This window comes from Streptomyces sp. MRC013 (genome assembly GCF_023614235.1).
In the GTDB taxonomy this organism is placed as follows: Bacteria; Actinomycetota; Actinomycetes; order Streptomycetales; family Streptomycetaceae; genus Streptomyces.
The window spans coordinates 3,355,512-3,378,671 of the sequence record NZ_CP094264.1; the positions used below are offsets into that span (position 1 = coordinate 3,355,512).

21 protein-coding genes and 3 pseudogenes are annotated in these 23,160 nt (G+C 74.2%); 11 read left to right on the forward strand and 13 right to left on the reverse strand.

Features of this window, described 5'->3' with window-relative positions; genetic code table 11:
• The first annotated feature begins 5 nt into the window (after positions 1-5).
• Positions 6-1,277: an ATP-binding protein gene (locus tag LUW75_RS15405; protein WP_250336125.1), complete on the forward strand. Its 1,272-nt coding sequence runs from the start codon at positions 6-8 to the stop codon at positions 1,275-1,277.
• Between the two features lie 13 nt (positions 1,278-1,290).
• On the opposite strand, the gene LUW75_RS15410 is transcribed toward LUW75_RS15405, so the two are convergent.
• Genes LUW75_RS15410 through LUW75_RS15420 form a run of 3 tightly spaced genes read right to left on the reverse strand, consistent with a single transcriptional unit; the run spans position 1,291 to position 4,057 of the window.
• On the reverse strand, positions 1,291-1,902 hold the full coding sequence (locus LUW75_RS15410) for a hypothetical protein (protein ID WP_284453836.1): 612 nt from the start codon (positions 1,900-1,902) through the stop codon (positions 1,291-1,293).
• Positions 1,899-3,356, reverse strand: a complete 1,458-nt coding sequence (locus LUW75_RS15415) for a sensor histidine kinase (RefSeq protein WP_250336126.1) — start codon at positions 3,354-3,356, stop codon at positions 1,899-1,901. The genes LUW75_RS15410 and LUW75_RS15415 overlap by 4 nt, the downstream gene beginning before the upstream one ends.
• Positions 3,353-4,057: a response regulator transcription factor gene (locus LUW75_RS15420; protein ID WP_250336127.1), complete on the reverse strand. Its 705-nt coding sequence runs from the start codon at positions 4,055-4,057 to the stop codon at positions 3,353-3,355. Before LUW75_RS15420 ends, LUW75_RS15415 begins: the two co-directional genes overlap by 4 nt.
• A 142-nt stretch (positions 4,058-4,199) precedes the next feature.
• On the opposite strand from LUW75_RS15420, the gene LUW75_RS15425 reads away from it, so the two are divergent.
• Together LUW75_RS15425 and LUW75_RS15430 are read left to right on the forward strand one after the other, a co-directional pair.
• Positions 4,200-5,033 carry an SGNH/GDSL hydrolase family protein gene (locus LUW75_RS15425; protein ID WP_250336128.1) on the forward strand — a complete coding sequence of 278 codons (834 nt, stop codon included), beginning with the start codon at positions 4,200-4,202 and terminating at the stop codon, positions 5,031-5,033.
• A 205-nt stretch (positions 5,034-5,238) separates the two neighbouring features.
• Positions 5,239-6,273, forward strand: a pseudogene (locus LUW75_RS15430) (acyltransferase family protein); the annotation flags it as partial.
• A 348-nt stretch (positions 6,274-6,621) separates the two neighbouring features.
• Here LUW75_RS15430 and LUW75_RS15435 read toward each other — a convergent pair.
• Positions 6,622-7,173, reverse strand: a complete 552-nt coding sequence (locus LUW75_RS15435; protein WP_250337689.1) for a GtrA family protein — start codon at positions 7,171-7,173, stop codon at positions 6,622-6,624.
• Positions 7,174-7,324: 151 nt separating this feature from the next.
• Between LUW75_RS15435 and LUW75_RS15440 the strand changes: the two genes are divergently transcribed.
• From LUW75_RS15440 to LUW75_RS15450, 3 genes and pseudogenes are all read left to right on the forward strand, one after another.
• Complete coding sequence (locus LUW75_RS15440; RefSeq protein ID WP_250336129.1) at positions 7,325-8,464, forward strand: 5-(carboxyamino)imidazole ribonucleotide synthase; 1,140 nt, start codon at positions 7,325-7,327, stop codon at positions 8,462-8,464.
• A 28-nt stretch (positions 8,465-8,492) separates the two neighbouring features.
• On the forward strand, positions 8,493-8,990 hold the full coding sequence (gene purE / locus LUW75_RS15445; protein ID WP_250337690.1) for a 5-(carboxyamino)imidazole ribonucleotide mutase: 498 nt from the start codon (positions 8,493-8,495) through the stop codon (positions 8,988-8,990).
• 14 nt (positions 8,991-9,004) lie between these two features.
• A pseudogene (locus tag LUW75_RS15450) lies at positions 9,005-10,197 on the forward strand (dipeptidase).
• A gap of 149 nt (positions 10,198-10,346) precedes the next feature.
• Here the strand turns inward: LUW75_RS15450 and LUW75_RS15455 are convergent.
• From LUW75_RS15455 to LUW75_RS15465, 3 genes are all read right to left on the reverse strand, one after another.
• Positions 10,347-11,381, reverse strand: a complete 1,035-nt coding sequence (locus tag LUW75_RS15455; protein WP_250336130.1) for a CU044_5270 family protein — start codon at positions 11,379-11,381, stop codon at positions 10,347-10,349.
• Positions 11,378-12,016, reverse strand: coding sequence for an RNA polymerase sigma factor (locus LUW75_RS15460; protein WP_250336131.1), 639 nt, complete (start codon positions 12,014-12,016; stop codon positions 11,378-11,380). The genes LUW75_RS15455 and LUW75_RS15460 overlap by 4 nt, the downstream gene beginning before the upstream one ends.
• Positions 12,017-12,196: 180 nt before the next feature.
• The gene (locus tag LUW75_RS15465) at positions 12,197-13,540 is read right to left on the reverse strand and encodes a UDP-glucose dehydrogenase family protein (protein WP_250336132.1); all 1,344 of its coding nucleotides are present in this window, start codon (positions 13,538-13,540) and stop codon (positions 12,197-12,199) included.
• Positions 13,541-13,736: 196 nt separating this feature from the next.
• On the opposite strand from LUW75_RS15465, the gene LUW75_RS15470 reads away from it, so the two are divergent.
• The gene (locus tag LUW75_RS15470) at positions 13,737-14,894 is read left to right on the forward strand and encodes an acyl-CoA dehydrogenase family protein (RefSeq protein WP_250336133.1); all 1,158 of its coding nucleotides are present in this window, start codon (positions 13,737-13,739) and stop codon (positions 14,892-14,894) included.
• 231 nt (positions 14,895-15,125) lie between these two features.
• Here LUW75_RS15470 and LUW75_RS15475 read toward each other — a convergent pair.
• Positions 15,126-15,383, reverse strand: a pseudogene (locus LUW75_RS15475) (transposase); the annotation flags it as partial.
• Positions 15,384-15,789: 406 nt separating this feature from the next.
• On the opposite strand from LUW75_RS15475, the gene LUW75_RS15480 reads away from it, so the two are divergent.
• Together LUW75_RS15480 and LUW75_RS15485 are read left to right on the forward strand one after the other, a co-directional pair.
• Positions 15,790-16,215: an SdpI family protein gene (locus LUW75_RS15480; protein ID WP_250336134.1), complete on the forward strand. Its 426-nt coding sequence runs from the start codon at positions 15,790-15,792 to the stop codon at positions 16,213-16,215.
• Positions 16,216-16,328: 113 nt separating this feature from the next.
• Complete coding sequence (locus LUW75_RS15485) at positions 16,329-16,631, forward strand: hypothetical protein (RefSeq protein ID WP_250336135.1); 303 nt, start codon at positions 16,329-16,331, stop codon at positions 16,629-16,631.
• A 1,086-nt stretch (positions 16,632-17,717) separates the two neighbouring features.
• Here LUW75_RS15485 and LUW75_RS24345 read toward each other — a convergent pair.
• The 4 genes from LUW75_RS24345 to LUW75_RS15500 form a co-directional block, all read right to left on the reverse strand.
• On the reverse strand, positions 17,718-17,843 hold the full coding sequence (locus LUW75_RS24345) for a hypothetical protein (protein WP_284453837.1): 126 nt from the start codon (positions 17,841-17,843) through the stop codon (positions 17,718-17,720).
• 206 nt (positions 17,844-18,049) lie between these two features.
• The gene (locus LUW75_RS15490; RefSeq protein ID WP_250336136.1) at positions 18,050-18,640 is read right to left on the reverse strand and encodes an MPN domain-containing protein; all 591 of its coding nucleotides are present in this window, start codon (positions 18,638-18,640) and stop codon (positions 18,050-18,052) included.
• Positions 18,637-19,662 (reverse strand): aldo/keto reductase, encoded by a 1,026-nt coding sequence (locus LUW75_RS15495; protein WP_250336137.1) that lies wholly within the window; start codon positions 19,660-19,662, stop codon positions 18,637-18,639. Before LUW75_RS15495 ends, LUW75_RS15490 begins: the two co-directional genes overlap by 4 nt.
• 544 nt (positions 19,663-20,206) lie before the next feature.
• The gene (locus tag LUW75_RS15500; protein WP_250336138.1) at positions 20,207-20,356 is read right to left on the reverse strand and encodes a hypothetical protein; all 150 of its coding nucleotides are present in this window, start codon (positions 20,354-20,356) and stop codon (positions 20,207-20,209) included.
• Between the two features lie 171 nt (positions 20,357-20,527).
• On the opposite strand from LUW75_RS15500, the gene LUW75_RS15505 reads away from it, so the two are divergent.
• A complete protein-coding gene (locus LUW75_RS15505) occupies positions 20,528-21,610 on the forward strand; it encodes a hypothetical protein (RefSeq protein ID WP_250336139.1) in 1,083 nt (360 codons plus the stop codon).
• A 225-nt stretch (positions 21,611-21,835) separates the two neighbouring features.
• Positions 21,836-22,333 carry a hypothetical protein gene (locus tag LUW75_RS15510; RefSeq protein ID WP_250336140.1) on the forward strand — a complete coding sequence of 166 codons (498 nt, stop codon included), beginning with the start codon at positions 21,836-21,838 and terminating at the stop codon, positions 22,331-22,333.
• A 526-nt stretch (positions 22,334-22,859) separates the two neighbouring features.
• On the opposite strand, the gene LUW75_RS15515 is transcribed toward LUW75_RS15510, so the two are convergent.
• Positions 22,860-23,132: a hypothetical protein gene (locus LUW75_RS15515; protein ID WP_250336141.1), complete on the reverse strand. Its 273-nt coding sequence runs from the start codon at positions 23,130-23,132 to the stop codon at positions 22,860-22,862.
• Between the last annotated feature and the right edge of the window lie 28 nt (positions 23,133-23,160).

The following is a 23,160-nucleotide window of genomic DNA, read 5'->3' on the forward strand; positions in this document are numbered from 1 at the left end:
CCTCCGTGCGCCGCCGCCTGATCAACTCCACGCTCGCCGTGGTGCTGGTCGTCATCTCCGTCTTCGGGGTCTCCCTCGTCGTCGTCGAGACCCGGACGATCACCAGCAGCGCCCAGGAGAGCGTCGACTCCGAGGCGCTGCGGCTCGCCAGCATCGTCGACAGCCGCCTGGTCGACGGCGAGCGCGTCGACCCCGACATCCTCTCCGACCGCGGCGGCGCCGAGCGGTACGCCCGGATCGAGATTCCCGGCAGCCCCCGCATCGAGCTCGGCAGCCGCCCGGAGGGCGGCGTCATCCGCGGCACGGCCACGGGGGAGCACGGCGAGAAGGTCGTCGTCGAGGAGTCCCGCTCGTCCGTCGCCCGGGAGGTCGGCCGGACGATGCTGATCATCGGCGCGGTCGCGCTGCTCGCCGTCGTGGCGGCCGTCCTCCTCGCCGTACGACAGGGCAACCGGCTCGCCTCCCCGCTCACCGACCTCGCCGAGACCGCCGAGCGGCTGGGTTCCGGCGACCCCCGGCCGCGCCACCGGCGCTACGGGGTGCCCGAGCTGGACCGGGTCGCGGACGTGCTGGACGCCTCGGCCGAGCGGATCGCGCGGATGCTCACCGCCGAGCGGCGGCTCGCCGCGGACGCCTCCCACCAGCTGCGCACCCCGTTGACCGCGCTGTCGATGCGGCTGGAGGAGATCGCCGTCACCGACGACCTGGACACGGCCCGCGAGGAGGCGACGATCGCGCTCGCGCAGGTCGAACGGCTCACCGACGTCGTCCAGCGGCTGCTCACCAACTCCCGCGACCCCCGCACGGGATCCGCGGTCGCCTTCGACCTCGACGAGGTCGTCAAGCAGCAGATCGAGGAGTGGCGGCCGGCCTACCGCAGCGCGGGCCGGGCGATCGTGCGGTCCGGGAAGACCGGCATGCGGGCCGTCGGCACGCCGGGCGCGGTCGCCCAGGTGCTGGCCGCCCTGATCGAGAACTCGCTGATGCACGGCGGCGGCACGGTGGCCCTGCGCACCCGCGTCACCGGCAACCAGGCCGTCGTCGAGGTCACCGACGAGGGGCCGGGAGTCTCCGAGGACCTCGGTGCGCGGATCTTCGAGCGGGCCATCAGCGGCCGCAACTCCACCGGCATCGGCCTGGCCGTGGCCCGCGACCTCGCGGAGGCGGACGGCGGCCGGCTGGAGCTCGTCCAGCTGAAGCCCGCCGTGTTCGCGCTCTTCCTCAGCCGCGAGACCGTCCGCCGCGACGAATCCCCGGCGTCCCGCACGATCCGGTAGACGGCCGGACGGCCTATCGGCCACCGGCGCCCGCCGGTGCCCGGCCGGTCACCGGGACCACGGTGCCGCGGGGGCCGCAGCGGACGGTCCAGGGCGTCCGGACGGGGGTGAGGTCCTCGTGGACGCGGATGTCGACGCGGGTCGGTGGGCGGCCGCCGGGCACGCGGGCGTGGGCGGCGGTGCAGGTGATCTGGGTGATCGCGGTGACGTCGAGGTCGCCGCCGCCCACGGAGCCGGGGACGAGGACGTCGACGGCTCCGTCGGTGGCGGTGGCGGTGAGCCGCCCGTCCGCGGGCGACAGCCGACTGACCAGGCCGCGTTCGCGTTCGGCGGGGGTGGGGCCCTCCAGGAGCAGGTCGAGGGCCTGCTGGGGGTCGAGCCGCCGGTCCGTGGGGCGGCTGACCGCGCGCGGACCGTACGGCCCGGCGAAGTAGAGCCGGACGGTGCGCTCCTCGCCGCCGGGCCGCTGCACGCCCGAGGCGGGGGCCCCGGCGCCGAGGGGGCCGGTGGGGGTGACGCCGCAGCCGGCGGCGGTCAGGGCGGTGAGCGCGGCGGCCAGGGCGGCGCGGGCGCGGAGCCCGCGCGGGCGGCCGGGGCGGTGGGGGAGGCTGGGGCGGCGGGTCATCGCGGTTCCGGCGGGGAGGGGGCGAGGGGGAGGGTGAGGGTGAAGGCGGCCCCGCCCCCGGGGGCGTTGTCCGCGGCCAGGGTGCCTTCGTGGAGGAGGGCGTTCTCGAGGGCGAGGGCGAGGCCGAGGCCGCTGCCCTGGGAGGGGGAACGGGTGCGGGCCGTGTCGGCCTTGTAGAAGCGTTCGAAGACGTGCGGCAGGTCGCGGTCGGGTATGCCGGGGCCGCGGTCGGTGACCGTGAGCACGGCCCGGCCGCGGTCGGCCCGCGCGCGGACGGTGACGGGCGGACGGCCGTGGCGCAGGGCGTTGCCGACGAGGTTGGCGAGGACGACGTCGATGCGACGGGGGTCGGCGTGCAGCGGCACGGGGCCGGCGAGGTCGGTGGTGACGCGTCCGTCGCCGTCCCAGCCGCGCAGCTGGAGGGTCTTGGCGACGAGGGTCCGCAGGTCGACGTGTTCGGCCCGTACCGCCGCCGCCTTGGCGTCGAAGCGCGAGACCTCCATCAGGTCCTCGACCGTACGGGCGAGGGCGCGGGTCCCCTCGCTGATGAGGCGCACGGCGTCGGCCGTGTCGGGTGGCAGCGTCCCCGAGGCGACCTCCTCGTCGAGGACCTCGGTGACCGCCGCCATGGCCGCGAGGGGCGTGCGGAGTTCGTGGGCGACGTCGGCGGCGAAGCGGCGGGCTCCCGCCTCCATGCGGCGCAGCTCGGCGTCGTCCTTCTCCAGGGTGGCGGCCATGGTGTTGAACGTACGGGTGAGGTCGGCCAGTTCGTCGTGGCCGTCCGCCTCCAGACGGGTGCCGAGCTCCCCGGCGGCGATGCGTTCGGCGCCGTGGTGCAGCCGCCGCACCGGGCGCAGGACGCGGCGGGCGGCGAACAGGGCGGGGACCAGGGCGAGCGCGAGGGCGGGCACCGCCCCCGCCTGGGCGGCGGTGGCCAGGGCGGCGATGTCCGCCTGCTCGTCGTCGAGGGGGAAGGAGGCGTAGACCGTCAGGCCGGAGGGGTCGCCGGAGTCGGCGTGGACGACGGGCATGGCGACGACCGCCCAGGGGCGGCCGCCGTGCTCGACGCGCTGGTACACCGCTCCGCCGCGCTCGCGTACGGCGTCCCGGAGCGTCCGCGGCACGGGCGGGGTGGCGCGGGAGGCGGGGACGGGGGCGCCGTCCCGGTAGGAGGCGGCGGAGTGCCAGGTGCGCGCGCCGCCGGCCTGGTCGAGCTGGCGGGCCAGGTCGCGCAGGTCCGCGGCGGCCGGTGGGAACGGCAGGCCGGGGGCGAGGGAACCGAGCTGGGCGCGCAGGTCGGCGACGGCGCTCCGCTCGGCGCGGTCCAGGATCGCCGAACGCGCCCGCTGGAAGGTGAACCCGGCGGTGAGCAGGGAGCCGAAGGCGGCGGCGAGGAGGAAGGCGACGACGAGGCGCACCCTCAGGCCGCGGGGGACACGGGGCCGCGCGGTCACGGGACGGGTCCGAAGCGGTAGCCGAAGCCGCGCACGGTCTGCACGTACACCGGTGCGCGCGGGTCCTCCTCGACCTTGCCCCGCAGCCGCATGACGCACGCGTCGACCAGGCGGGCGTCGCCGTAGAAGGAGTGCTCCCACACCTGCTCCAGGAGTTGCTGGCGGCTGTAGACCCGGCCCGGCGCGGCGGAGAGGAACAGCAGCAGCTTGAGTTCGGAGGGGGCGAGGGCCAGTTCCGTGCCGTCGCGGGTCACGATGAGCGCCGTGCGGTCCACGACCAGGGCGCCGTACCGCTCACCGCCCGCCGCCGCGGGCGCGGCGGACCCGCCGTCCTGGACGGGGGCCACCCGGCGCAGGACCGCCCTGATCCGTGCTTCCAGGACCTCTCCGCCGGCCGGCTTGACGACGTAGTCGTCGGCGCCGGCCTCCAGCCCCACGACCATGTCGACGTCGTCGCCCCGGGCGGAGAGGATGATGATCGGGACCTGTCTGCTCTCCCGGATGCGACGGCACACCTCCAGCCCGCTCACGCCCGGCAGCATCAGGTCGAGCAGCACCAGGTCGGGACGGTGGCGGTCCAGGGCGAGGAGGCCGGTCTCGCCGCTGCCCGCGACCTCGACGTCGTGCCCCCGGCGCCTCAGCGCGAGGGTGACGCCCTTCTGGACCGCGAGGTCGTCTTCGATCAGCAGGACTCGTGCCATGGCGGGCGCGCTCTCTCCTCCGGCAGCGGGCTGCGGTCTTCTGCGACCAGGGTGCTCGAAGCGTATGACGGCTCGTTCCCCCTTTCGTGATGAAGCGATGACAAGGCGCCCACCCGGCCGTTGGAGGGGCTCCGCTGGAGGCATGGACATCACGCACCGCTTCCGAGCCCCTCGCCGTACCCGTTCCGCCCGCCGCACCGCCGGCCTGGCCCTGGCCTGCGCCGCGGCCGTCCTCGGCCTCACCGCCTGCCAGGGACCGGGCGCCGGCGCCGACCCCGCCGGCCCCGCCCCGGCCGGAGGGCGGCCCGGGGCGACCGCGACCGGGAAGGAGCCCGCCGGGCCGCGCAGGCTGCTGTGGATGGGCGACTCCATCGGAGCGGCGCAGGCCCCGGCACTCGGAGCCGCGATGAGGGCCGGCGGGGTGGAGTTCGCCTCGATGGCCGCCGCCGGAGGCGGTGGCGTGATCGGCGGGACCGCCGCGTCGACCTGGAGGGACCTCCCCGGGAAGCTCAGGTCCTTCGCGCCGGACGTCGTGGCCTACCAGATCACCACCTACGACTGGGGCACCCCCGCCGAGCAGCGCGCCGGGTACGAGCGCCTGGCCAGGACGGTGAACGACGCGGGCGCCCGCCTCCTGATCGTGTCCGCCCCGCCGTTCCGGATCGACGACTTCTACCGGCCGCACCGGGCCGCCATCGCCTCCGCCCCCCGGGTCGCCCGGGACGTCGCCGCCAAGCACCCGGAGACGGTCCGCTTCCTCGACGCGTCCGCGCTGTGGGGCGGTGACAGCGAGGGCGCCGGGGCGCAGCGCAGCAAGGACGGGATCCACTCCTGCCAGCAGGGGTCGGCCGCCTTCGCCGCGTGGTTCGGCGAGCGGCTCGGCGAGCGGTCCGCCTTCACCCCCGCCGCCCCGGACCGGTGGGCCACCGGCCCGTGGACCGGCGACGAGGTGTACGGCCGGCTCGGCTGCGACTGACCACCGCACCGCTCACCGCGCGCCCCGCGCCGTCCGTCCCGTCCGCGTACGAGACGGCTCCACCCGCCGGGTCGAGCCGTCTCGCGGTTCGCCGTCCCGTTCGCCGTCTCGTGGTTCGCCGTCCCGTCCCGCCGTCCCGCCGTCCCGTCCCGCCGTCCCGCCGTCCCGCCGTCCCGTTCGCCGTCCCGCCGTCCGAGGAAGACCCATGGCCGCGCCGCCCACGCCACCCACCCTGCCGCCCGCGCCGACACCGGTTCCGCGCACCCGCCGTCCCCGCACCGTCCCGTCAGCCGGGACGAAACACCGCGTCGCCGCCCTGGACGGGGTGCGCGGAGCGGCCGTCGCGGGAGTGCTCCTCTTCCACGCCGACCGGTTCGGCGGAGGCTTCCTCGGCGTCGACCTCTTCTTCGTCCTGTCCGGTTTCCTCATCACCGGCCTGCTGCTGGAGGAGGCCCGGACGCGCGGCGGCCGTGTCGACCTGCTCGCGTTCTGGGGGCGGCGGGCCCGCCGCCTGCTGCCCGCCCTGGCCGTCATGGTCGCCGGAACCCTCCTCCTGGCCTGGGCCTTCGGATCGCCGTCGCTCTCCCGCCGGGCCCTCGACGACGCCCCCTGGGTCGTCGCCAACCTGGCGAACTGGCACTTCGTCGCCGAGCAGGCGGGCTACTGGCAGTCCGCCGGGAACCAGGTCTTCAGCCACCTGTGGAGCATCGCCGTCGAGGAGCAGTTCTACGTCGTGTGGCCGCTGCTCCTGGCCCTCCCGGCCCGGGGCGGCGACGCCGACCGCCGCATCGCGGTGGTGGCGGCGGCCGGAGCCGTCGCCTCCCTGCTCCTCATGGTCGGTCTGGCCGACCCGGTCGACACCACCCGCGTCTACGAGGGCACGGACACCCGGGCCTTCTCCCTGCTCCTCGGGGCGCTGGCGGCCACGCGGCCGGTCACCCGGCTCCTAGGCCGCGTCGGCGAACGCACGGCCGGCCTGTGCGGCCTGGCCCTGGCGGGCGGCCTCGCGGCGTACTGGCTCACCGCCGACGGGCAGCACACCCCCGGGCTGTTCCGGGGCGGGCTGTTCCTCCACGCGCTGGCCGCCGCCCTGCTCGTCGCCTGCCTCGTCCGGGCCCCCCGCACCGCGGTCGGCCGCGTCCTCGCCGCGCCCCCGCTGCGCCGGCTGGGCCTGATCTCCTACAGCCTGTACCTGTGGCACTGGCCGGTCTTCCTCCTGCTGGACGAGGACCGGCTCGGCCTGGCGGGCTGGAGTCGTACCGCCGTCCTGCTCGCCGTCTCCGTCGCCGTCGCCGCGCTCTCCAAGGCGGTGGTGGAGGACCCCGTCCGGTTCCGGGCCGGCTGGGCGCACGGCCGGGCGGGCGCCGCCGCCGCCCTGGCCGCCCTGGCGGTACTCGCGGTGCTCTGGGCCCTGATACCCCGGCCCCGGATCGGAGCCGGCTCCGTCGACGTCACCCGCCTCCACGCACCTGCGGGCCCGCGGTACGACACCCGCCTCACCCCGCCCGCCGTCCGGGTCCCCGCCCCGCCCGACGTCCGGCGCCCCGCCGTGCGCCCGGCTGCCCGCGGCTCTACGGCACCCGGCCGGTCAGCGGCGGCCCGCCGGGAAGGGGGCCTCCTCCGGCCGCCGCTGTTCCAGGATCGCCGCAGCTCCGGCCTGCTCTCCGGGCACCGCGCCGCCGTCCGCCCCCGTCCCCTCCCGGGCGTCCGGGAGCGCCCGGAAGACCCAGGTGCGGTAGGACCAGAAGCGGAACAGCGTGCCGACGCCGATGCCGAAGAACTTGAAGAAGTTGTTCTGGAGCGGGCTGTCCCAGCCGAACCCGTAGGTCGCCGCGTACAGGATCCCGTTCTCGATCACGACCCCGGCCGCGCTGAACGCGAAGAACAGCGTCGCCTCGCGGGTGCGCCGCGTCTTGTCGCGGTCCCGGTAGGTGTAGTGGCGGTACCCGATGTAGTTGGAGACGATGGCGATGACCGAGGCCAGCAGGCTGGCGCGGACGACGGGCAGGTCCGTGGCCTGGCGCAGGAGGTTGAAGGCCGCCATGTTGACGAGCACGCCGATCCCGCCGACCAGACCGAACTTCGCCACCTCCCGGACGAGCCGTCCCAGCCGCGCCCGTAGGGCGCTCTGTTCCGTCATGGTGATCGTCTCAGTCCCGTCAGCCGGCCGTGTGCGTCAACCCCGCCATGCTAACCACCACCCGGCCGGGACGCGCGGGCGAGCGAACCCGCACGACCCCGTCCGGCGGCCTCCGTCACGTACCGCGAGGTGCGGCGGATACCCTGGGAGGGTGACGTTTCCGGTAGTCGGCATGGTCGGTGGCGGGCAGCTCGCCCGCATGACCCACGAGGCGGGCATCCCCCTCGGCATCAGGTTCAGGCTTCTCAGTGACACTCCGCAGGACTCCGCGGCACAGGTCGTGAGCGACGTCGTCGTCGGCGACTACCGCGACCTGGACACGCTGCGTGACTTCGCGCGCGGCTGTGACGTGATCACCTTCGATCACGAGCACGTGCCGACCGAGCACCTGCGGGCCCTGGAGGCGGACGGCGTTCCCGTCCGCCCGGGCCCCGACGCCCTCGTGCACGCCCAGGACAAGGGCGTGATGCGGGCGAAGCTCGACGCGATCGGCGCGCCCTGCCCCCGCCACCGCATCGTGGCGGACCCCGCCGACGCCGCGGCGTTCGCGGCCGGGGGCGGGGGCTTTCCGATCGTCCTGAAGACGGTGCGCGGCGGCTACGACGGCAAGGGCGTGTGGGTCGTCCGCTCCGAGGAGGACGCCCGCGACCCGTTCCTCGCCGGCGTGCCGGTCCTCGCCGAGGAGAAGGTCGACTTCGCCCGGGAGCTCGCGGCGAACGTCGTCCGCTCCCCGCACGGCCAGGCCGTCGCCTACCCGGTCGTGGAGTCGCGGCAGGTCGACGGCGTGTGCGACACGGTGATCGCCCCGGCGCCCGGCCTGCCCGAGGAGCGGGCCCTGGAGGCCCAGCGCCTCGCCCTGCGCATCGCGGAGGAGCTCGGCGTCGTCGGCCACCTCGCGGTGGAGCTGTTCGAGACCCGCGACGGCCGCGTCCTCGTCAACGAACTGGCGATGCGCCCGCACAACTCCGGCCACTGGACCCAGGACGGCGCGGTCACCTCCCAGTTCGCCAACCACCTCCGGGCCGTCCTCGACCTCCCGCTCGGCGACCCGCGCCCGCGCGCCCGCTGGACGGTCATGGCGAACGTCCTCGGCGGCGACTACCCGGACATGTACCAGGGCTACCTGCACTGCATGGCCCGCGATCCGCAGCTTAAGATCCACATGTACGGCAAGGACGTGAAGCCCGGCCGCAAGGTGGGCCACGTCAACACCCACGGCGACGACCTGGACGACGTGCTGGAGCGCGCCCGCCACGCCGCCGACTATCTGCGAGGAACGATCGTTGAGTAACGCATCCGCGCCGCTCGTGGGCATCGTCATGGGCTCCGACTCCGACTGGCCCGTCATGGAGGCCGCCGCGCAGGCCCTCGACGAGTTCGAGATCCCCTACGAGGTCGACGTCGTCTCCGCGCACCGCATGCCGCGCGAGATGGTCGCGTACGGCGAGCGCGCCGCCGACCGCGGCCTGAAGGCGGTCATCGCCGGGGCCGGCGGCGCCGCGCACCTGCCGGGCATGCTCGCCTCCGTCACGCCGCTGCCGGTCATCGGCGTGCCGGTGCCGCTGAAGTACCTCGACGGCATGGACTCGCTGCTCTCGATCGTGCAGATGCCGGCAGGCGTCCCCGTGGCCACGGTCTCCGTGGCCGGCGCCCGCAACGCCGGGCTGCTCGCGGTGCGGATGCTCGCCGCGCACGACCCGGACCTGCTGGCCCGGATGAAGGAGTTCCAGCAGGAGCTGAACGACCAGGCCACGGAGAAGGGCAGGCGCCTGCGGGCGAAGGTCGAGGGTTCCGCGTCGTTCGGCTTCGCCAAGTGACCGGCGGGGGTCCGGTGCCCGGTGGGCGGGACCTCGACGCGGCCCGCGCGCTGCTCGCCGAGTTCCCCGTCGCCGACGGGCACAACGACCTGCCGTGGGCGCTGCGCGAGCAGGCCGGGTACGACCTGGACCGCCTCGACGTGGCCGCCGACCAGACCGGCCGCCTCCACACCGACCTGCCGCGCCTGCGCGCGGGCGGCGTGGGCGCCCAGTTCTGGTCGGTGTACGTGCGCAGCGACATGGCGGGCGACGACGCGGTCAGCGCGACGCTGGAGCAGATCGACTGCGTCGACCGGCTGCTGGCCCGCTACCCGGCGGAGCTGGCCCCCGCGCTGACGGCCGACGACATGGAGGCCGCCCGCGCCCGGGGCCGCATCGCGTCGCTGAAGGGCGCCGAGGGCGGGCACTCCATCAACGGCTCCCTCGCCACGCTCCGCGCCCTGTACGCGCTGGGCGTGCGCTACATGACGCTCACCCACAACGACAACGTCCCGTGGGCCGACTCGGCGACGGACGAGCCGGCGGTCGGCGGGCTGTCGGCGTTCGGCCGCGAGGTGGTCCGGGAGATGAACCGCCTGGGCATGCTGGTGGACCTCTCGCACGTGGCCGCGACGACGATGCGGGACGCCCTGGACACGAGCGAGGCGCCGGTGGTCTTCTCCCACTCGTCCTCCCGCGCCGTCTGCGACCACCCGCGCAACGTCCCCGACGACGTGCTGGAGCGGCTGCCCGCCAACGGCGGCGTCGCCATGGTCACGTTCGTACCGAAGTTCATCCTGCCCGCGGCGGTGGAGTGGACGGCCCGCGCGGACGAGAACCTGCGGGCGCACGGCTTCCACCCCTGGACTCCACCCCGGAGGCGATGCGCCTGCACGCCGCCTTCGAGGAGGCGAACCCGCGCCCCGTCGCCACGGTCGCCACGGTCGCCGACCACCTCGACCACATGCGGGAGGCCGCGGGCGTCGACCACGTCGGCATCGGCGGCGACTTCGACGGCACGGCCTTCACCCCGGAGGGCCTGGAGGACGTGGCGGGCTACCCGAACCTGGTCGCCGAGCTCCTCGCCCGCGGCTGGTCCCGCACGGACCTGTCCAAGCTGACCTGGCGCAACGCGGTGCGCGTCCTGCGCGACGCGGAGGCCGTCGCCCGCGACGCCTCGGCCCGCCGGGGACCGTCCACGGCGACACCGGCGGAACTCGACGGCTGACCGCCCGCCGTCCGCGGTCCGCCCGCCGTCCGCGGGCGGACCGCCGTCCGTGCCCGCGGGCGGACCGCCGTCCGTGCCCGCGGGCGGGGGCCCGGGGCGGGGCTCCGTGGCGGTGCCGCCGGTGGGCGGCGCCACCGCACCGGTGGGGATCAGGCCGCGCCGTCGGCGCCGGGGCGCTCCTTCTGGGAGTCGACGACGGCGCGTTCGAGGACGGCCGTGCGCTCGATGACGGTGCCGGGCTTGACGGTCCCGGTCTGCTTGACCTGGACGCCCCGGCTGCCCAGGTAGCCGTAGGTGGTGCGGTCGAAGATCATCTCGGTGCGCTCGCCGGTCTGCTCGTCGAGGCGCGCGAGGGCGATGCCGGTGCGTCCGACGGCGTCCTGGGAACCGTCGACGACCACCACGCCGGGGATCCTGGCGGCGGCGCGGTAGAGGGTGGCGGCGGTCCGGGGAGGCAGGAGCTGCTCGCCGACGATCGCCTGGATCTCCTCGAACGCCTGCTGGTGACGGTCGCGCTCGTCGATGCCCACGCCGTAGAGGTGGTCGAGGAGGGCGTCGGGGTCGGCGGGACGGGCCTTGAGCCAGTCGTAGTCGTCGTGGACGACGCCGCCACCCGTGAGGTCCTCGCCGTCGGGCTTGGAGGCGGGGGCGTCCTCGTCGAGCGTGATGCCTCCCGTGGGCTGGTACCCCGGCTCGTCGAGCCAGCCCTTGGTTCCGTCGGGAGACTTCCAGACCTCGCGCAGGTGCAGCGGCTGCACCCACGTCTTGCCCTGGTCGGTGTCGGCGTTGACCTCGGAGGCGAGGTAGGAGACCTTGCTCTTGACGTAGATGTACTGGCCCGGTCCCGGCTCGGGGGTCTTCTGGGCCCCGGCGGCGGCGGCGATCCGCTGGACGGTGGAGGCGAGCCGGTCGGTGCTGCCGGCCACCACGCGGACGACGGGTGCCTCCACCTTCGCCGTGTTCGGCGAGCCCCCGGTGACGCCGATCGCCAGGGCGCGCCGTCGCGGCCGGCGGCCGGACGCGGGGGCGGAGGCGGGGGCGGAGGTGCGGATCTCGTTCAACAGGTGCTCCTCGATCAGCAGCTGGCGGTCGCGGGGCAGCGGGGAGGCGGGCGGGGCCGGCAGCAGCCGCGCAAGCTGCGCGTGGTCCAGGGGCTCGGCCTGCGTGCGGGGCTTGCGGATCATCCGTACGTCTCCTCGTGCATCTCGTACGACCGGGCCGCGAGGGTGCGGCCGCCCTGTACTTGTCCGGGGCCGGTGAGCGGTTCCCGGTTTTCCTTGAGTTCCTGCTCGGCGAGTTTGCGCAGGCGGCTGCGGGCGCGGGAGAGCCGTGAGCGGACGGTGCCGACCGGGACGCCGAGGGCGTGGGCGGCTTCGGCGTACCCGAGGCCCGACCAGACGCACAGGGTGAAGACCTCGCGCTCGGTGCGCCGGAGCCTGGCCAGCGCCCTCTGCGCGGCGGCCAGCTGGTCGGCGTCGGCCAGGCGCCCGACGAGTTCGTCGGCGAAGTCCGGGACCGTCTCCCTGGCCGGCAGGCGGCTGAGCGCGGCCCGGTGGCGGCGGGCCGCGCGGTGGGTGTTGCGCAGGACGTTGACGGCGATGCCCATGAGCCAGGGGAGGGGGCTGTCGCCGTGGTCGAGGAGCCTTTCGCGCAGCCTCCAGGCCTCCAGGAAGGTCAGCGAGACGACGTCCTCGGCGGTGCTCCGGTCACCGGTCACGCGGACGGCGTGCCGGTGGACCAGGGGTGCGTGGTCGCGGAAGAGTTCCCGGAACGCTTCGGGGTCTCCCGCACGTATCCGGGCGTGTAGTGAGTAGTCCACGTCATGCCTTGTCCGCACGGGGCCCGCCGTTCCGGTGACGTACCTCACACGGGGGTGGCCCGGACCGCTCCGCGGACCCGGGCGCCGGCCCGTCGCGGTCGGCCGCCGGGCGGGCGGTCCGCAGGTCCGCGGGGCCCCCGTACCGGTGGTCCGGCGGACGGGCGCTTCGCGGGGCGGGGCCTACGCGCGCGGGCGGCCCATCGCGCGGAACGTCCAGCCCGCCGCGCGCCACAGGTCGGCGTCGAGGGCGTTGCGGCCGTCCAGGACGATCCTCGCGTTCACGACCCGGCCCAGCTCCTCCGGGTCGACCTCGCGGAACTCGCGCCACTCGGTGAGGTGCAGCACCACGTCCGCGCCGCGCGCGGCCTCCAGGACGCTGTCCGCGTAGCCGAGCGTCGGGAAGACGCGGCGGGCGTTGTCCATGCCCTTCGGGTCGTACACGGTGACCTGGCCGCCCTGCAGGTGGATCTGGCCGGCCACGTTCAGCGCGGGGGAGTCCCGCACGTCGTCGGAGTCGGGCTTGAACGTGGCGCCGAGCACGGCGACCCGCTTGCCGAGGAAGGTGCCGTCGCCCAGCGCCTCGCGGGCCATGCCGACCATCTGGCCGCGGCGCCGCATGTTGATGGAGTCGATCTCGCGCAGGAACGTCAGCGCCTGGTCGGCGCCGAGCTCGCCCGCGCGGGCCATGAAGGCCCGGATGTCCTTGGGCAGGCAGCCGCCGCCGAAGCCGATGCCGGCGCGCAGGAACCTGGCGCCGATCCGCTCGTCGTGGCCGATGGCCTCCGCCAGCTTGACGACGTCGCCGCCCGCCGCCTCGCAGACCTCGGCCATCGCGTTGATGAAGGAGATCTTGGTGGCGAGGAAGGAGTTCGCGGCGGTCTTCACCAGTTCGGCGGTCGGGAAGTCCGTCACGACGAACGGCGACCCCTCGCCGACCGGCACCTCGTACACCTCGCGCAGGGCCTTCTCCGCGCGCTCGCTCTCCACGCCGACGACGATCCGGTCCGGATGCAGGGTGTCCTGCACGGCGAAGCCCTCGCGCAGGAACTCCGGGTTCCACGCCAGCTCCACGTCCGCGCCCGCCGGGGCCCGCTCCGCGAGGAACCGCGACAGCCGCTCCGCGCTGCCGACCGGCACGGTCGACTTGCCCACCACCAGCGACGGCTTCCTCAGGTGCGGGGCGAGCGAGCCGAACGCGGCGTCGACGTAGGTCATGTCGCAGGCGTAGTCGCCGTGCTTCTGCGGCGTGTTCACGCAGACGAAGTGCACGTCGCCGAAGTCGCCGACCTCCTCCCAGGAGGTGGTGAAGCGCAGCCGCCCCGTGGACCCCTCGATCCCGGCGACGTGCCGGTGCAGCAGCTCCTCCAGTCCCGGCTCGTACATGGGGATGCGGCCCCGCGACAGCATCTCGACCTTCTCGGGGACGATGTCGAGCCCGAGCACCTCGAAGCCGAGCTCCGCCATGGCCGCTGCGTGGGTGGCGCCGAGGTAACCGGTGCCGATCACGGTGATCTTCAGGGCCATGTGTGCCGCTCCAGTGCTGTACGTGCCGGGAATGCGAGCCCGAGCATAGTCGGGGGGCGCGCGGGGCATGGATCCGGCGGCGCGCCGACTGTCGGCAAGCTCACGGGGTCCCCGAATGGGCCGCACGGGCGGGCGCCCACTAAAATTGGGTTACTTAACGGTAGTTAGCATCGCAGTCCTGGGGAGTGAGACAGACATGGCGGGAACGCCTGACTTCGACCTGTACCGCCCGTCCGAGGAGCACGACATGCTCCGGGACACCGTCCGCTCGCTCGCCGAGGCCAAGATCGCGCCGTACGCCGCCGCCGTGGACGAGGAGGCCCGCTTCCCGCAGGAGGCGCTCGACGCCCTCGTCTCCTCCGACCTGCACGCGGTGCACGTGCCCGAGGTCTACGGCGGCGCGGGCGCCGACGCCCTCGCGACCGTCATCGTCATCGAGGAGGTGGCCCGCGTCTGCGCCTCGTCCTCCCTGATCCCGGCCGTGAACAAGCTGGGTTCGCTGCCGGTGATCCTGTCCGGCTCCGAGGAGCTGAAGAGGAAGTACCTGGGCCCGCTCGCCAAGGGCGACGCGATGTTCTCGTACTGCCTGTCCGAGCCGGACGCCGGCTCCGACGCGGCCGGCATGAAGACCAAGGCGGTCCGCGACGGCGACACCTACGTCCTCAACGGCGTGAAGCGCTGGATCACCAACGCGGGCGTCTCCGAGTACTACACGGTGATGGCGGTCACCGACCCCGAGAAGCGCTCCAAGGGCATCTCCGCCTTCGTCGTGGAGAAGTCCGACGAGGGCGTCTCCTTCGGCGCCCCGGAGAAGAAGCTCGGCATCAAGGGCTCCCCGACCCGCGAGGTCTACCTCGACAACGTCCGCATCCCCGCCGACCGCATGATCGGCGCGGAGGGCACCGGCTTCGCCACGGCGATGAAGACCCTGGACCACACCCGCATCACCATCGCGGCCCAGGCCCTCGGCATCGCCCAGGGCGCCCTCGACTACGCCAAGGGCTACGTCAAGGAGCGCAAGCAGTTCGGCAAGGCCATCGCCGACTTCCAGGGCGTGCAGTTCATGCTCGCCGACATGGCGATGAAGCTGGAGGCGGCCCGCCAGCTCACCTACGCGGCGGCGGCCAAGTCCGAGCGCGTCGACGGCGACCTGACCTTCTTCGGCGCGGCCGCCAAGTGCTTCGCCTCCGACGTCGCCATGGAGATCACTACGGACGCCGTCCAGCTCCTCGGCGGCTACGGCTACACCCGCGACTACCCGGTCGAGCGCATGATGCGCGACGCCAAGATCACCCAGATCTACGAAGGCACGAACCAGGTCCAGCGGATCGTGATGGCGAGGAACCTGCCGTAGCGGGGTTTTCGCAGGTCACTGGCCCTTTGGAGGAGTCCGGGAGCGAGGGTCGGCTTCCAGTCCGTTCGGGCCCGTTCCGGACCTCTCCCGGGCGTCATGCGGGGGAGTCCTGGGCGGGCACCGGGCGCGGAACAGGTGCCGACCCGCACACCCGCACACACGAGGAGGCCCCCGCCGAAGGGCGAATTCGAGGGGTCGTTGCGGCACCGCTGGTCGGCTGGCTGGGTCCGGCAGCTCAGCGAGGCGCTCGGCTGGGGTTTCCCGGCCGAGCGTTTTGCGTGGGCGGCTGTCGCGTTCGGCTGCCACGGCTTCCAGGCGCTCGGGTGTGTGGGTGCTCGGGTCGGCGCCCTTGGGGAAGTGCGGCCGCAGCAGACCGTCCGTGTTCTCGTTCGAGCCGCGCCGTCGGGGACCGGCCGGGTTGCAGAAGCGGACCGGGATGTCCGCGGCGGGGGTGAACACGCGGTGGGCGGCCATCCCCGAGCCCCGGTCCCGCCGGCCGGGGCCGGACCGACAACCCGCCCCCGGAACTCGATCAAGCCCTGCCCCGGACCCGGACGGCCACCGGGTCGGAAGGACACTCGATCCACCCCGCACCACGACGTCCACGCACCCCCGCAAGGCAGGCGGCGCCACTTCCCGGAACAAGAGGTCGGCCGACCTGCGAGCCCGCCGCACAGGTTGAAGGTCGAGCTGGTGGAAGGCGCTCACCACGTGAGACGCGCCATGCATGCACTGAAGGTGTCTTGGAACGATCTCTAAGCACTCGAGGGGATCGCGTTACCCTCGTGGAGTTGCAGCACCTTGCCCGAGGTCCGGGCGCGTGCAAAGGGGCCGGGGGATCGTCTAGGGCCTTGACAGGTGAATCGATCCCTGTCAGCGGGTGAGGTGCCTTCGAATGGAAAATGCTGATGTCCACGTTGTTGGAGGGCAGGTAGCGGATCCGGTGGCGGGATTTATTTTCGGCCTGGGGTTGATGGCGCTGGGTGTGGTGATTCATTACGTGAAGAGCAAAGTCGCGAGTGGCGGCATCCAACGTAACTCTGTGATTGGAATCCGGACCAAGGCGACGATGTCTTCCGACAGTGCATGGCAGGCAGGGCACGCCGCAGCGGCTCCGATGTTGACGGCGACTTTCCTGACGGCCTACGCCATGGGAGTCATTTCGTCGGCACTCGGCTTGACGTCCACACTAGGCGATGCCGAAAATCCGCCCGTCATGGTCATTGCACCGGGTGGGCTCGTAGTGGTTCTCGCACTTCTCGTCATTGCGGCGATCAAGGCGAATTCGGCTGCACGTGCAGTCGGTCGTTCATGCATGTAGTTCAGGTGGCGCTGAACAGTCACCCGATCGCTCAGCTCGCACCCGCCGCTCCCCGTAACGGGACAAACGTCCACGGTCGTTGCCGCGACACAACCGAAGAACAGGAATCAGACGTGAACCGATCGATCAAGCTTGCCGTCCACGGTACGGTCCTCGCCGCCACGCTGGTCCTGGGCGCCCCGCAAGCCTTGGCCGTATCAGTCCCGGAAGGCGCCCGCACCGCACAGGGGTCCGTGGACTCCTCGGCCGCGGCCTGGACGCCTCCCGAGGGCTACACCCGCGTGGACACTTTCTACGGGGGCGCGGAGTGCCATGCGGCGGGCAGGAGCGGTGTGGCGGAGGGCAGGTGGAGCGCCTACCTCTGTGTCCAGGAGTTCCCCTACACTCCCTTCCAGAGCCTCTACGTCAAGAAGTAACGACCCCTCGCCCATGCGCTTCCCCGCCCCCTCTCCTCGTCCACGCGCTCCACGGCTGGCGGCGAGGGGATCGCCCGTGGAGTCGTACGGGTCGGCCGGGCTCGGTGACCCTCGCCGTGCGCCGATTCGATCGGCGAACGGCCGAGCGGCAGCCGAGTCCTCCTCGCCGAAGCCGGCCGAGGCGCATCCGGAATCCGCACTCGCCGTGAATTGAGAGCTGTTCCTGAAGGCCTTGTTGATCCGAATTGACCCGAATTGATCCGAAGCGCTCTGGGGTCGGGCTCGTTGGCCGTGTGTCAGCCCTTTCCCACCCGGCCTGTGGGCTCGCAGGTGGGGCTGGTGGACAGGCGGAGCCCCGGTGGACGCAGGGCCCGATCGATTTCCGGGGGCGGGGTCGCCGGTCTGGTCCTGACCGGTCGGGCGCATAGCGGAGCGGGCACGGGCTTGGTGATCATCGGGACGTCGAAGCCCGACGACCACGAGGTGACCCGTGCCTGCCGCTGCGTCCTCTCCCATCCCCGCCGTGCTGGTGAGGCCGGGTCCCCCGGTCACCTGACGAGTCGCTGACCCGCGGCCGTTCCTGGACCCGGTGCCTGACCCGCGTGATCGACGCTCGCCCGCGGGCGAAGACGAAGGGCCGGTACGAGGCTTGCGCCGTGGCGATCGACAACGGCTTTGCGCCGCGGGACGAAGTCCGCGCTCTGAAGGATCTTCCGTCGCTGCCGGCCGACCGGGGGCGGTATTCGTGAATCCGTCGAGTGCGGCGCAGATCGGGTGCGCATCTCGCCTGAGACGACCGGGGCCCGTTCATGCGCCGGGGGAGCGTAAGACCCGAAGCCCCCGGCGCTCTGTGGGCTCGCTTCGAAAAGGTGGGCCTGATCTCCCCGCACGGCGCGGACCGGAGTGGACGAACCCGCCGCCGAGCGCGTCGCAGAAGTCGGCGTACGGCTTGGCGTGCCACGAACGCGTGCAGGACAGGTCCACGCGGAGACCGGGGGTCACCTTCTCCGCGGTGGTCGCGGCCACGGCGAGGAACGCGGCAAGCCGTTCCACGCCCCGGTCGCCCTGGTCGTCGGTGATCCCCGGTCAGTAGTCCTCGCGGACCATGGCGATGAGGTCGGCCCGCAGGCGGGGGCTGATCGGGTCCGGACCGCTGACGTTGTCGTGCGGGGCGATCGTCACCGCGGCGCCTTCCTCGTCGTCGTGGAACATCGGGGGCACTCGCAGGGGGGCATATGGCGGACGCCATGGCGGTGAGAGGCTTCCCGGCACTGTCGCTCGGGTGGGTCACCGGGCCTCTCCACGTCCGCCCGGAGCCGCGGGGGACCCGAACCGTGGGGGTCACCGGACGGCCCGGCACCGCACCGCTCCCGGAGCGGGTCCTCCTCGGAGCGGGCGGGCCGTCGGGCGGGCGCCCCTCAGAGGAGGCGGAACCTCAGGGCCAGGCGGGGGCACGGGGCGCCGGGCTCGCCCTCCGGCGGCGGACCCCACGCCGCGAGCGCGGCCGACACCGTCCGCGCGCCCGACTCCAGGTAGCAGATCATGTTGACCGGGTAGCGGGTGTTGTCGAACACGTACCGGTCCATGGGCGTCGGCTCCTCGCTGATGCGGAGACCGCGTTCCCCGGGCGGGCCGATGCGGTGCCAGTCGGGGTGCAGGTGCAGGGACCCGAGCACCTCCGTCCCCTCGCGCTCCGCCTGCCGGTGGAGGCGCAGCAGGCCACCGGGGGAGCACCAGAAACCGCGTCGCGAGTTTCCGTAGGCGCTTCCGAAGCACGGCGTCACCGAGCGCGCGAACTCCTCCAGGGCCACCGGGTCGGTGGCGCGGACGTTGGTCGCGAACTCGATCGAGGTGATGTCCGCCGTGCCGTCGTCCACGGTTCCGAGGAGAACGGCGAAGCAGGACGGCGGTTCGTGCGGTGAGCACGCCGCGTACTCCTCGTGGGCCGCCGTGGTGAAGGACTTGAGGGAGTCGAAGCCGACCAGGACGGTGTGGGGGTTCGTGGTCACGGGTTCCGCCCGGCGGCAGCGGAAGCGGCATCGGCGCCGGTGTCGGCACCGGCGTCGGAGACGTGTGCTTCCCGGTCCGCGGGGACGCGGGAGGCGGCGTCCAGGCGTCGGACGTCGGCCTCGGTGAGTTCGAGGGTCGCGCCCGGTATGAGCTCGGCCAGCTGCCCGGGTGTCCTGCCGCTGGCCACAGGGGCGATCACGTGGGGTTGTGCGCGGAGCCACGCGAGGGCGACCGCGGCGACGGTGGTGCCGTACCCGGCGGCGACCTCGTCCAGGGCGCGGAGCACGGCCCGGCCGCGGGCGGTCGAGCCGTACGCGCGCGCGGCGGCGCTCCGGACGCTCTCCGGCACGGGCGCGCCCTGGCGGTACTTGCCCGTCAGGAAGCCCTGCGCCAGGGCGGAGTACGGGACGCAGGAGACGCCCTCGCGCTCGCAGACCGGGGCGAGACCGTCCTCGAACGCCTCGCGCTCCATCAGGTTGTAGGGCGGCTGCACGGCGACGTACGCCGCGAGACCCGACCGCTTCGAGACCGCCAGCGACTCGGCCAGCCGGGGGCCGCTGATGTTCGAGGCGCCGATGCGGAGCACCTTCCCCTCCGCCACCAGGGCGTCGAGTGCCCCGAGGGTCTCCTCCAGGGGCGTGTGGGGGTCGTCGGCGTGCGTGTAGTACAGGTCGATGCGATCCGTGCGGAGGCGGCGGAGGGACGCTTCGACGGCCTGCCGGACGACTTTCGGGGAGAGCCCCGTCAGGCCGTTCCTGCGGCCCACCTTGGTGGCGATCACCAGGCGGTCCCGAACGCCCCGTAAGGCCATCCAGTCGCCCAGGATGGACTCGGACTCCCCGCCGCTGTTCGAGGGGGCCCACTGGGAGTAGGAGTCGGCCGTGTCGATGAAGTTCCCGCCCGCGTCGACGTAGGCGTCGAGGACGCGGAAGGAGGTCTGCTCGTCGGCGGTCCAGCCGAACACGCTGCCTCCGAGGCAGAACGGGAAGACGTCCGGGGATGAGTGCGTGATGGCGGTCAAGGGCACCTTCTGGGTTCTTCCGGCGCGGCGGTGCGGGCGAGGCCCTGCCGTCGCGCCGGAGCTGGATGGGGGATCTCCCCGCGGCGCCCTCACACCGTGCCGTCGTACCCCTCCGTAACCCCGGGCCGTCGGCGTCCGCGACCGTGGCCCGGCGGCGCCGGGGCAGTCCGCGCGCGGCGGGAGGCGACGGGTTCCGTCGGGCCGGGTGCGCACCGGACCGGCCCGCCGTGACGCGCGGGGCGGCCGGCGGGCGCCGCGGTCCGGCGGCGACGGCGGCGGAGGGGTGCGGCGGACACGGCCGGAGGCGCGTTCGCGGGGGTGTCCGGCAAGTCGGCGCCGGAGCGCCGACGGTGTACTCGTACGGGGTGGACGACTCCCTGACCGCCCCTGCCCCGGACCGGGGTGCGAGTGTGCCGCGCGGCCGGTCCGCGGGCGGTTGGACGGCGGAGGAAACCACGTCCCTCTTCCCTGATCGGGTGTGCAGCGGAGGCGGTCGAGTCGTCAGCCGGGACGATCGGGACAGTATCCGCCCGTCTCACCCGTCTCAATGTGAGGTGTCCCACAGGTGGTGGGCGGCCGTCCGGCTCGGCACGGCCGCCGCCTCCGCCGGGGGCGCCGTGGAGCGGACGGGCACGACCGGGCGGAGCGGGCCGTCGTCGACCGGACGGCCCGGTACGAGGAGGTGGTGCCGCACCCCGTCGAGCCGGTACGCGAGGGCGCCGGCCTCCTCCCCGCCCGGCCGGGGTCCCCGGCGTCCGGTGACGGGGTCCCGTCCCTACCCACGGCCCCGAGGCCCCCGCCGGCCGCCTCCGACCGGCATACTCGCCCCGCGGCAGCGAAGCCGCACGGCCCCGGAGGATCCCGCATGACCCGCACCACCCCCGCACGCCCCGTCGACGTCGAGGCCCTCTTCCCCGCGCTCGCCGCGCACCGGCGCACGGCGACGAGGCTGCACCCGCGCCGCGGCGAGCCGGACGTGGCGGGGAGCTCGGTGGGCGGCCCCCTGCTGTGGCCGGCCGACGAGCCGTGGCCCACCTGCACCCGGGTCCACCCCAGGGGCACCGGCCACCTCCTGTCCGACGTCCGCCTCCGGCGGCGCGTCGAGGACGGGGCGCGGGGCAGGGACCACACCGAGGAGGAGCGGAGGCTCCTGGACGCGATGGCCTCCGGCGTCCACCTCCCCGGCCTGCCGGACGACGAGCCGCTGCCGCTGCTGGCGGTGGCCCAGCTCCACACCCGGGACGTGCCGGACCTCGTCGGTCCGGACGGCGCGGACCTGCTCCAGGTGCTGTGGTGCCCGTTCGAGGCCCACGGCCCGGACGGCACGGTCGACGTGGTCCTCAGGTGGCGCCGGGCAGCCGACGTCGGGCCCGTACCGGCGCCGCAACCCGAGCCGCCCGTCGTGGGCCGCCCGGAGTGCGTCCCCGCCCCCTGCGTCGTCCACCCGGAGCGGGTCGTGGAGTACGAGTACCACGGGCTGCTGAGCGAGGCGCTGCAGGAGGAGATCACCGAGTGGGAGGAGGCCCTCCTCGACGAACGGGGCGGCGACGACGCCCGCGAGCCCTCCGCGGCGGCGGGCTACGCCACGTACGAGGAGTACGAGGCGGCCACGGTCGCCGCCCGCGCCGGGGAACCGGAGGGGATCGACTACCGGAGCGACCTGTCCGTCGCTCCCGGCTGGAAGGTCGGAGGCTTCGCCTCCTGGCACCTCACCGACCCCGCGCCCGTCGACTGCTCCGCGTGCGGGGCGCCGATGCCGCCCCTCCTCACCGTCGCCATGTGGGAGTGCGACGGCGCCCCGCGCAGCTGGCTCCCCCTCGAAGACCGTGCCGCGGGCGACGACCCCCGCGTGATCGACCCCGTCGGCGTGTACCCCGGCCGCGGCCTGATGCGCGTCCACACCTGTCCGGCCGACCCCGCCCACCCGCACCGCCTCAGCTTCCAGTAGGGGCGGCACGGCGGGCCGGACCGCCGCGCCGCGCCCGGCGGACCGGGACGCGGCGGACGCTCCCCGGCGGCGGCGCCCGCCGCGGCCGACGGGGGCCGGCGCCGGCCTGCCCCCACCGCGCCCCGGTGATCGGCGGGCGGTGGCACCGTGCATCATGGGGAGGACTTCGGCTGGGGACCGTCCGCACGGTGGGCGGACCCCGTACACGGAAAGGCGCAGTGCCCCTTGGACCTGATCCTGGATCCGCCGCACGGCGTCGGGCCCGTACGCCTGGGGATGACCCCCGACGAAGCCCTCGCCGCCGTCGCTCCCTGGGGGGCCTCCCGCGTCGTGCCCGCCGACGGGCACCCGCCGAAGGCGATGTACACGGCGTGCCGGGAGATCATGGTCAGCGTCTTCCTGGAGGGCTCCGGCGAGGCCGTCACCGCGGTCGAGCTGTGGTGGCCCGGCGAGGGCCGCCGGACCGACGTACGCGTCCTCCTCGACGGCGACGACGTCTTCACCACGCCGGCCGAGGAGCTCTTCCGCAAGGCGGAGGGGCGCGGCTGGACCGTCGACAGGAGAGAGCCGGAGTACCCCTTCGTCCCCGGGGTCTCCCTGGGCTTCACCCGCCAGACCTCCCAGAAGGTGCCCCGCGTGCGCGGCGGCCTGCCCGTCCACGTCACCTCCGTCCTCGTCGGCGGGGAGCACTACTACGACTTCCGGGTCGGCGAAGCGGTCTGAACCGGCTCGTCCACCGCCGCGAAAGCACCGGCGGCCGTCCGCGCCCGGACCCCCGCGGCACGGCGCGGTGCCGATCACCGCGATCGGAGCCCTGACGAACGGACGGTTCTTCGCCGCGGGGCTCCTCGCGGCGGCCACCACGGTCGTGCACGTCGTCGCGGGCGGGCGGTCCGTGGTCCGCCCGCCGCTGGGCGGATCGCTGCCCGACGAGCCCCGGCGCACCCTCCACGCCGTCCGGCACCCGGTCGCCGCCGACCTGCTGCTCAGCTCCGTCGTGCTGCTGGCCCTCGCCCTGACGGACGACCCCGCCAGGGCACTGGTGCTGTTCGTCGCCGCCCGGTACACGGCCGTACGCGGTGGTGTTCCTCGTCGTCGCGCTGACCGCCGGGGGGGCCGAGGCCGCTGCTCCGGCTGCCGCAGTGGACGCTGCTGCTCCCGGTCGGCGTCCTGGCGTTCCTCGGCGCCGTCTGACGCCCGCACGGACGGCCCCCGGCGCCGCGGAACGGACGCCGGGGGCCACCGGCCCTCATCCCGCCGGGTGGCAGACGCAGGCGCACCCGGCGGGGCGGGCGGGCTCCCCGCCCGAGCCGGTCACGGTGCCCCCGGCCCCCACCGGGTCGCACCGCGAGTGCGCGCCCTCCTCGCACTCCCGCGTGCGCTCGGCCCGGCCGCCGCCCAGCAGGTCGAGCACGTCGGGTACCGGCGGGAAGTGCGGGGCGCACGCGGGGCAGGCGTAGACGTTCCACCCGGGCCCCGAACCCTGGTGCACCTCCGACACGACGACGGGGGAGTCCGTCATCCGGTCGCAGCGCACGCACATGCGGACC